We start from the raw sequence: 5,802 nt of genomic DNA, 5'->3' as shown, positions 1-5,802 counted from the left end.
GGCTCGCGCAGCGGCGAGCGACGGACGCCCAGGTGCGGGCGCAGGCCACCGAGCCACGCCGGTCCCGGCCGGAGCGAGGCGTCGACGTCGAGGCAGACCCGCAGGCCGTCCCCGGCGCCCGCGTCGCGGGCCGCGCGCGCGAGGAGGTCGAGCTGCGCGGCGTCGTCGACCATGAGGGTGGTCACCGCCCGCGCGGCCGGGTCGGCCGCGAGCCGCGCGAGCGCGTCGCGGTCCACGCTCGGGTACCCCAGCAGGACGTCCGTCGCCCCGCGTCGCACCCACCACAGCGCCTCCCGCACGGAGTACGCCATGAGCCCGGCGAAACCGGCCGCGAGCGCGCGCTCGACCAGGCCAGGGACGCGCACGGACTTCGTCGCCAGGCGGACGGGTCGCCCGCCCGCGCGCCGCAGCAGCTCCGCGGCGTTCGCGTCGAACGCGTCGACGTCGACGACGGCGAGCGGCGCGGGCAGGCCGTCCGTGGCCGCGAGCCGCTCCGCCGTGATCATGCGGCCATCTTGACGGAGCGGTCCGCGCGCCGGTAGTCACCGCACATGACGACACCCGGGCGCACGCCCGCAGGCCGCCCGTCGACGCGGCGGGCACGCCCCGGCCCGGGGACCTGGCGCAACTGGTCCGGCACCGCCACGGCGCAGGCGCAGCGGTTCTGGCGTCCCCGTGACGAGGACGACGTCGTCCGTGCCGTGCGGTGGGCGGCGCGCGCGGGGCTGCGGGTGCGCGCCGTCGGCGGCGGGCACTCGTTCACGCCGGCCGCCGTGACGGACGGTGTGCTGCTGAGCCTGGACCACCTCGCCGCCGTCGGGTCGCTCGCGCCGCAGCCCGACGGGAGCACCCACGTCACGGTCGGCGCGGGCATCCGGCTCCGGGCGCTCAACCGCGAGCTCGCCGCCCGCGGCCTCGCCCTGGAGAACCTGGGCGACATCGACCGGCAGTCGATCGCCGGCGCCGTCTCGACGGGGACCCACGGGACGGGGGCACGCCTCGGCGGCCTGGCCACGCAGGTGGTCGGTGTCCGCCTGGTCGGCGCCGACGGCGAGGTCCGCGAGGCCGACGCGAGCCGCGACCCCGGCCTGTTCGAGGCGGCCCGCCTCGGGCTCGGGACCCTCGGCGTCCTCACCGCCCTCACGCTGCGCGCCGTACCGGCGTTCAGCCTGCTCGCCCGCGAGGAGACCTGGGACCTGGACGACGCCCTCGACGCCATGGACGGCCCGGACGGCTGGGTCGCGACCACCGACCACGTCGACGTCTACTGGTTCCCCTTCACCCGGCGGGCGCTGGTCAAGCGCAACCAGCGCGTGCCCGCCGGCACGGGCCCGGCGCTGGGGACGGCACGCCGCCTGGTCGACGACGAGCTGATGCAGAACGGCGTCTTCGGGCTGACCAACCGGCTGGCCGCGGCGATGCCCCGGGCCGTGCCCGCGATCAACGCCGTCGCCGCCCGCGCCCTGTCCGACCGGACCTACGCCGCGCCGTCGGCGGACGTCTTCGTCTCCCCGCGCCGCGTCGTCTTCCGCGAGATGGAGTACGCGGTCCCCCGGGCAGCGCTGCGCGACGTCGTCGGCGAGATCGACGCGTGGCTGCGGCGCACGCGCGAGCCGGTCCCCTTCCCGGTCGAGGTCCGCGTCACCGCGCCCGACGACGTCTGGCTCTCGACGGCGCACGGCCGCGAGTCCGCCTACGTCGCCGTCCACCAGTACCACCGGCTCCCCCACGAGCGGTACTTCGACGCCGTGGAGGCGATCTGCGCCGACGTCGACGGGCGGCCGCACTGGGGCAAGCTGCACGGGCTCGGGGCGGACCGGCTGTCCGCGCTGTACCCGCGCTTCGACGACTTCCGCGCGGTGCGCGCCGAGCACGACCCCGGAGGACTGTTCCGCAACGCGTACACCGACCGCGTCCTCGGCCCTGCGTCCTGAGGCCGGACCCGCGCCGCGAGCGCTCGCCCGCGCCGCACGGACGGGTGATGATCGAGCCATGACGCGCGCCGTGGTGGCCCCGAGATACGGCGGACCCGAGGTCCTCGAGGTCGTGGACGTCGAGGGCGGCCCGCCCGGCCCGGGCCAGGTGCTCCTCGAGGTGCGGGCGGCCGGGGTGAACCCCGGGGACTGGAAGCAGTACACGGGCGTCTGGGGCACCGACCCCGACCGGCTCCCGCTGCGCCTGGGGTTCGAGGCGTCGGGCGTCGTCGCCGCCGTCGGGCCGGACGTGCCGGGCGTGAGGCCCGGCGACGAGGTCATCGCCTACCCCGTGACCGGGGCCTACGCCGAGCGCGTCCTCGTGCGGGCGACGTCGGTGCTGCCCAAGCCGGCCGACCGCAGCTGGGAGAAGGCGGCCGGCCTCATGGTCACGGGGGTCACGGCGTTCCACGCCATCGCCGCCACGCGGGTGGGCGCGGGCGACACGGTCCTCGTCCACGGGGCCGCCGGCGGCGTCGGGTCCGCGGTCGTCCAGCTGGCCCACGCCCGCGGCGCCCGCGTCGTCGGCACGGCCAGCCGCGCCAACTGGGACCACCTCACCGAGCTGCACGCGGTGCCCGTGCCCTACGGGCCTGGCCTGGAGGACCGCGTGCGCCACGCCGCGCCGCACGGCGTGACGGCGGCCATCGACTGCGCGGGGACGCCCGAGGCCATCACGACGTCGCTCGCGCTGGTCGCGGACCGCAGCCGCATCGCGACCGTGGCGGGGCACGCGCACGCCGCCGGCACGGGCATCGCGCTGCTGGGTGCCGGGGCCGGCTCGGACCCCGGCACCGAGGTCCGCCGCCGGGCCCGCACCGAGCTGCTGCGCCTGTGGACCGACCACCGCATCGACGTCAGGGTGGGAGCGAGGTACCCGCTGGAGGAGGCCACCCGCGCGCACCGGGCGGGCATGGCCGGGACGGTCGACGGCAAGATCGTCCTGCACCCCTGACGCCGCCCCGCACGGACCGCGCGGCCCGCCCTCAGCCGCCCGTGGCCACGCGCTCGGCCTCCGCGCGCAGGGCGTCCACGACGCGGCGCACCACGACCCGCTCGGCCCGGTCCGGGCGCACGAGGGCGTCCACCCGCCGCGCCGCCCGGACACCACGCAGCGGCACGAGCGCGAAGCGGGCGCCGTCACGGTGGTCGGCGGTGTACCGCGGCAGCAAGGAGACGCCGTGCCCCGCGGCGACGAGCGCCTCGACCACACCGAAGTCGTTGATCCGCTGCACGACGTGCGGTGGCGCGCCCGCGGCCTCCGCGACCGCGTCCAGGACGGCCGCGACGGGGAAGCCCTCGCGGACCGTGACCCACCGCTCGTGCGCGAGGTCGCCGGGCGTGAGCGCCTCGCGACCGGCGAGGCGGTGGCCGGGCGGCAGCGCGACGTCGAGCGGCTCGCGCAGCAGCGGGACGACGACGAGATCCGGCCCCCAGCGCGCGGGCACGTCCGGGCGGTGCGCGACGACGACGTCGTGCCGCGCGGTCAGCGCCGGGAACTCGCCCTGCGCGACATCCTCGTCGGCTAGCTCGACGTCGATGCCGGGAGCGTCGGCGTCCAGGCGCGCGAGCAGCCCGGGGAACAGCATCGTGGCGGCGCTGGGGAACGCGGCCACGCGCACCCGCCCCGTCGGCCGCTCGAGGTAGGCGTCGACGGCGGCCTCGGCCCGGCTCAGGGCGACGGCGACCTCGAGCGCCCGGTCCGCGAGCTCGGACCCCGCCGCCGTGAGGCGGACGCCGCGCCCGACCCGCTCGACGAGGGGCACCCCCGTGCCGCGCTGCAGCGCGGCGAGCTGCTGGGACACCGCCGAGGGGGTCAGGTGCAGCGCCCGGGCGGCCGCCACCACGCCGCCGTGGTCCCGCACCGCGCGCAGCGACTCCAGGTGCCGAAGGTCCATGCAGGAACGCTAAACCCTCCGTTCAGGATCTTTCGATGGTGCTGCACGACCCGCTCGGACAGGCTCGGGGCATGAGCTCACGGGACCGCCTCCTCGCCCTGGTGGTCGCGGTCCTGTGGGGCGCCAACTTCCTGGCGATCCACGCGTCGCTCGAGCACTTCCCGCCGTTCTTCCTCGCGGCGCTGCGGTTCGCCCTCATCGCGGTGCCCACGGTCCTCCTGGTCCCCCGCCCTGCGGTCCGGCTGCGCTGGCTCGTGGGCTACGGCGTCGGCTTCGGCATCCTGCAGTTCGGCTTCCTCTTCCTCGCCCTGACGACGGGCATGCCGACCGGGCTGAGCTCCCTCGTGCTGCAGTCCTCCGCGCCCTTCACCGTGCTGCTCGCCGCCTGGTGGCTGCGCGAGCGGCTCACGGGCCGGCAGGTCGCGGGCGTCGTGCTCGCCGTGGCCGGGCTCGCCGGCATCGCCGTGCACCGCGGACTGCTCGGGGGCCACGCGGCGGCGGTCCCCGTGCTGCTCACCGTCGCGGGCGGACTCGGCTGGGCCCTGGGCAACCTGGCCTCGCGCCAGGCCCGGCCGCAGAGCCCGATGCGGTTGATGGCGTGGATGTCGGTCGTACCGCCGCTCCCGCTGCTGGCCCTCTCCCTGGCGCTCGAGGGCCCGGAGGCGATCGGCGCGTCCCTCACCACGCTCGACGCACCGGCCGCGGCGCCGGCGCTCCTCGGCCTGGCGTACAGCGTGCTCGTCGCGACGGTGGTCGGCTCGGGGATCTGGACGACGCTCCTCGCACGCAACCCGTCGAGCAGCGTGGCCCCGTTCTCGATGCTCGTCCCCGTCGTCGGGATCGCGCTCGCCGCGCTCGTGCTCGGGGAGCGCGCCGAGCCGGTCGAGCTCTGCCTCGGGGTCCTGGTGGTCGTCGGCGTGCTGCTCGGCAGCCTGCGGCGAGGCCCCTCAGCGGCGCGCGACGACGAGCGCGGTGGCGAGCGCGGCGAGGCCCTCGCCGCGCCCCGTGAGGCCGAGCCCGTCGGTGGTGGTCGCCGAGACGTGGACGTCCGCGCCGACGGCGGCTGACAGCGCGGCCTCGGCCTCGGCGCGACGCGGGCCCAGGCGCGGCCGGTTGCCGATGACCTGGACGGCGACGTTGCCGACCTCGAAGCCCGCCTCCCGGACGAGGCGCGCGGCCTCCGCCAGCAGGGACGCGCCGGACGCGCCCGCCCACCGCGGGGCGGACGTGCCGAAGGTGGAGCCGAGGTCGCCCAGGCCCGCGGCCGCGAGCAGCGCGTCCGCCGCGGCGTGCGCCGCGACGTCGGCGTCGGAGTGGCCGGCGAGCCCGCGCTCGCCCGGCCAGTGCAGGCCGGCGACCCAGAGCTCGCGCTCCTCGCCCGGCGGCGCGAAGGCGTGGACGTCGACGCCGATCCCCGTGCGGGGCAGGCCCGTCACCGCGCGACCTCGGCATGGGCGAGGAGCCGCTCGGCGGTCTCGAGGTCCGCGGTGGTGGTCACCTTGAGCCCGCGCGGGTCCCCCACGACGACGTGGACGTCGAGCCCCATCGACTCGACCAGACCGGCGTCGTCGGTCGCCGCGGTCGCCTCGTCGGACGCCCGGTGCGCGCCGACGGCGTGCGCTCGGCGGAGCACGGCGTAGGTGAAGCCCTGGGGCGTCTGCACCGCCCGCAGGGTGCTGCGCTCGGGGGTCCCGACCACGCGGCCGTGCTGGTCGACCGCCTTGACCGTGTCGGCCACGGGCAGGCCGGGGACCACGGCGCCGTGGCGCCGCGCCCCCTCGACCACGCGGCGGATGGTGGCGTGGCCGACGAGCGGGCGGGCGGCGTCGTGCACGAGCACGACGTCCTCGGCGTCCAGCCCGGCCTCGGCGAGCGCCGCGAGCCCGGCCGCGACGGACGCCTGACGGCTCGGCCCGCCGCGGACCACCTCG

At 77.7% G+C, this 5,802-nt stretch carries 7 protein-coding genes; 3 read left to right on the top strand and 4 right to left on the bottom strand.

The window, feature by feature from the left end; all coding sequences use genetic code 11:
• The coding region (locus IDM29_RS14170; protein WP_188037672.1) for an alanine racemase at window positions 1–506 on the bottom strand (506 nt) is incomplete at its 3' end.
• Between the two features lie 45 nt (window positions 507–551).
• On the opposite strand from IDM29_RS14170, the gene IDM29_RS14165 reads away from it, so the two are divergent.
• Together IDM29_RS14165 and IDM29_RS14160 are read left to right on the top strand one after the other, a co-directional pair.
• Window positions 552–1,934, top strand: a complete 1,383-nt coding sequence (locus IDM29_RS14165) for a D-arabinono-1,4-lactone oxidase (RefSeq protein WP_182113054.1) — start codon at window positions 552–554, stop codon at window positions 1,932–1,934.
• 58 nt (window positions 1,935–1,992) lie between these two features.
• Complete coding sequence (locus IDM29_RS14160; protein WP_182113053.1) at window positions 1,993–2,928, top strand: NADP-dependent oxidoreductase; 936 nt, start codon at window positions 1,993–1,995, stop codon at window positions 2,926–2,928.
• 31 nt (window positions 2,929–2,959) lie between these two features.
• Here the strand turns inward: IDM29_RS14160 and IDM29_RS14155 are convergent, their stop codons facing one another.
• Window positions 2,960–3,871, bottom strand: coding sequence for a LysR family transcriptional regulator (locus tag IDM29_RS14155; protein WP_182113052.1), 912 nt, complete (start codon window positions 3,869–3,871; stop codon window positions 2,960–2,962).
• A gap of 71 nt (window positions 3,872–3,942) precedes the next feature.
• Here IDM29_RS14155 and IDM29_RS14150 point away from each other — a divergent pair, with 71 nt between their 5' ends.
• Entirely contained in the window at window positions 3,943–4,938 is a 996-nt protein-coding gene (locus IDM29_RS14150) for an EamA family transporter (protein ID WP_182113051.1), read from the top strand.
• On the opposite strand, the gene ispF is transcribed toward IDM29_RS14150, so the two are convergent.
• Both ispF and IDM29_RS14140 read right to left on the bottom strand, forming a co-directional pair.
• Window positions 4,819–5,307, bottom strand: a complete 489-nt coding sequence (ispF, locus tag IDM29_RS14145) for a 2-C-methyl-D-erythritol 2,4-cyclodiphosphate synthase (protein ID WP_182113050.1) — start codon at window positions 5,305–5,307, stop codon at window positions 4,819–4,821. The two genes, IDM29_RS14150 and ispF, sit on opposite strands and share 120 nt — an antisense overlap.
• On the bottom strand, window positions 5,304–5,802 hold a 499-nt coding region (locus tag IDM29_RS14140; protein ID WP_188037671.1), incomplete at its 5' end, for a 2-C-methyl-D-erythritol 4-phosphate cytidylyltransferase. The genes IDM29_RS14140 and ispF, both read right to left, overlap by 4 nt.

The organism is Actinotalea sp. JY-7885 (assembly GCF_014525465.1).
In the GTDB taxonomy this organism is placed as follows: Bacteria; Actinomycetota; Actinomycetes; order Actinomycetales; family Cellulomonadaceae; genus Actinotalea.
Note: the sequence above shows the minus strand (reverse complement) of the source record. Positions and strands in the feature narration are given on the sequence as shown.

Excerpts from the sequence above, each read along its gene's own strand:
- IDM29_RS14165 (WP_182113054.1), top strand. The coding sequence starts at position 552 with ATGACGACACCCGGGCGCACGCCCGCAGGCCGCCCGTCGACGCGGCGG.
- IDM29_RS14160 (WP_182113053.1), top strand. The coding sequence starts at position 1,993 with ATGACGCGCGCCGTGGTGGCCCCGAGATACGGCGGACCCGAGGTCCTC.
- IDM29_RS14155 (WP_182113052.1), bottom strand. The coding sequence starts at position 3,871 with ATGGACCTTCGGCACCTGGAGTCGCTGCGCGCGGTGCGGGACCACGGC.
- IDM29_RS14150 (WP_182113051.1), top strand. The coding sequence starts at position 3,943 with ATGAGCTCACGGGACCGCCTCCTCGCCCTGGTGGTCGCGGTCCTGTGG.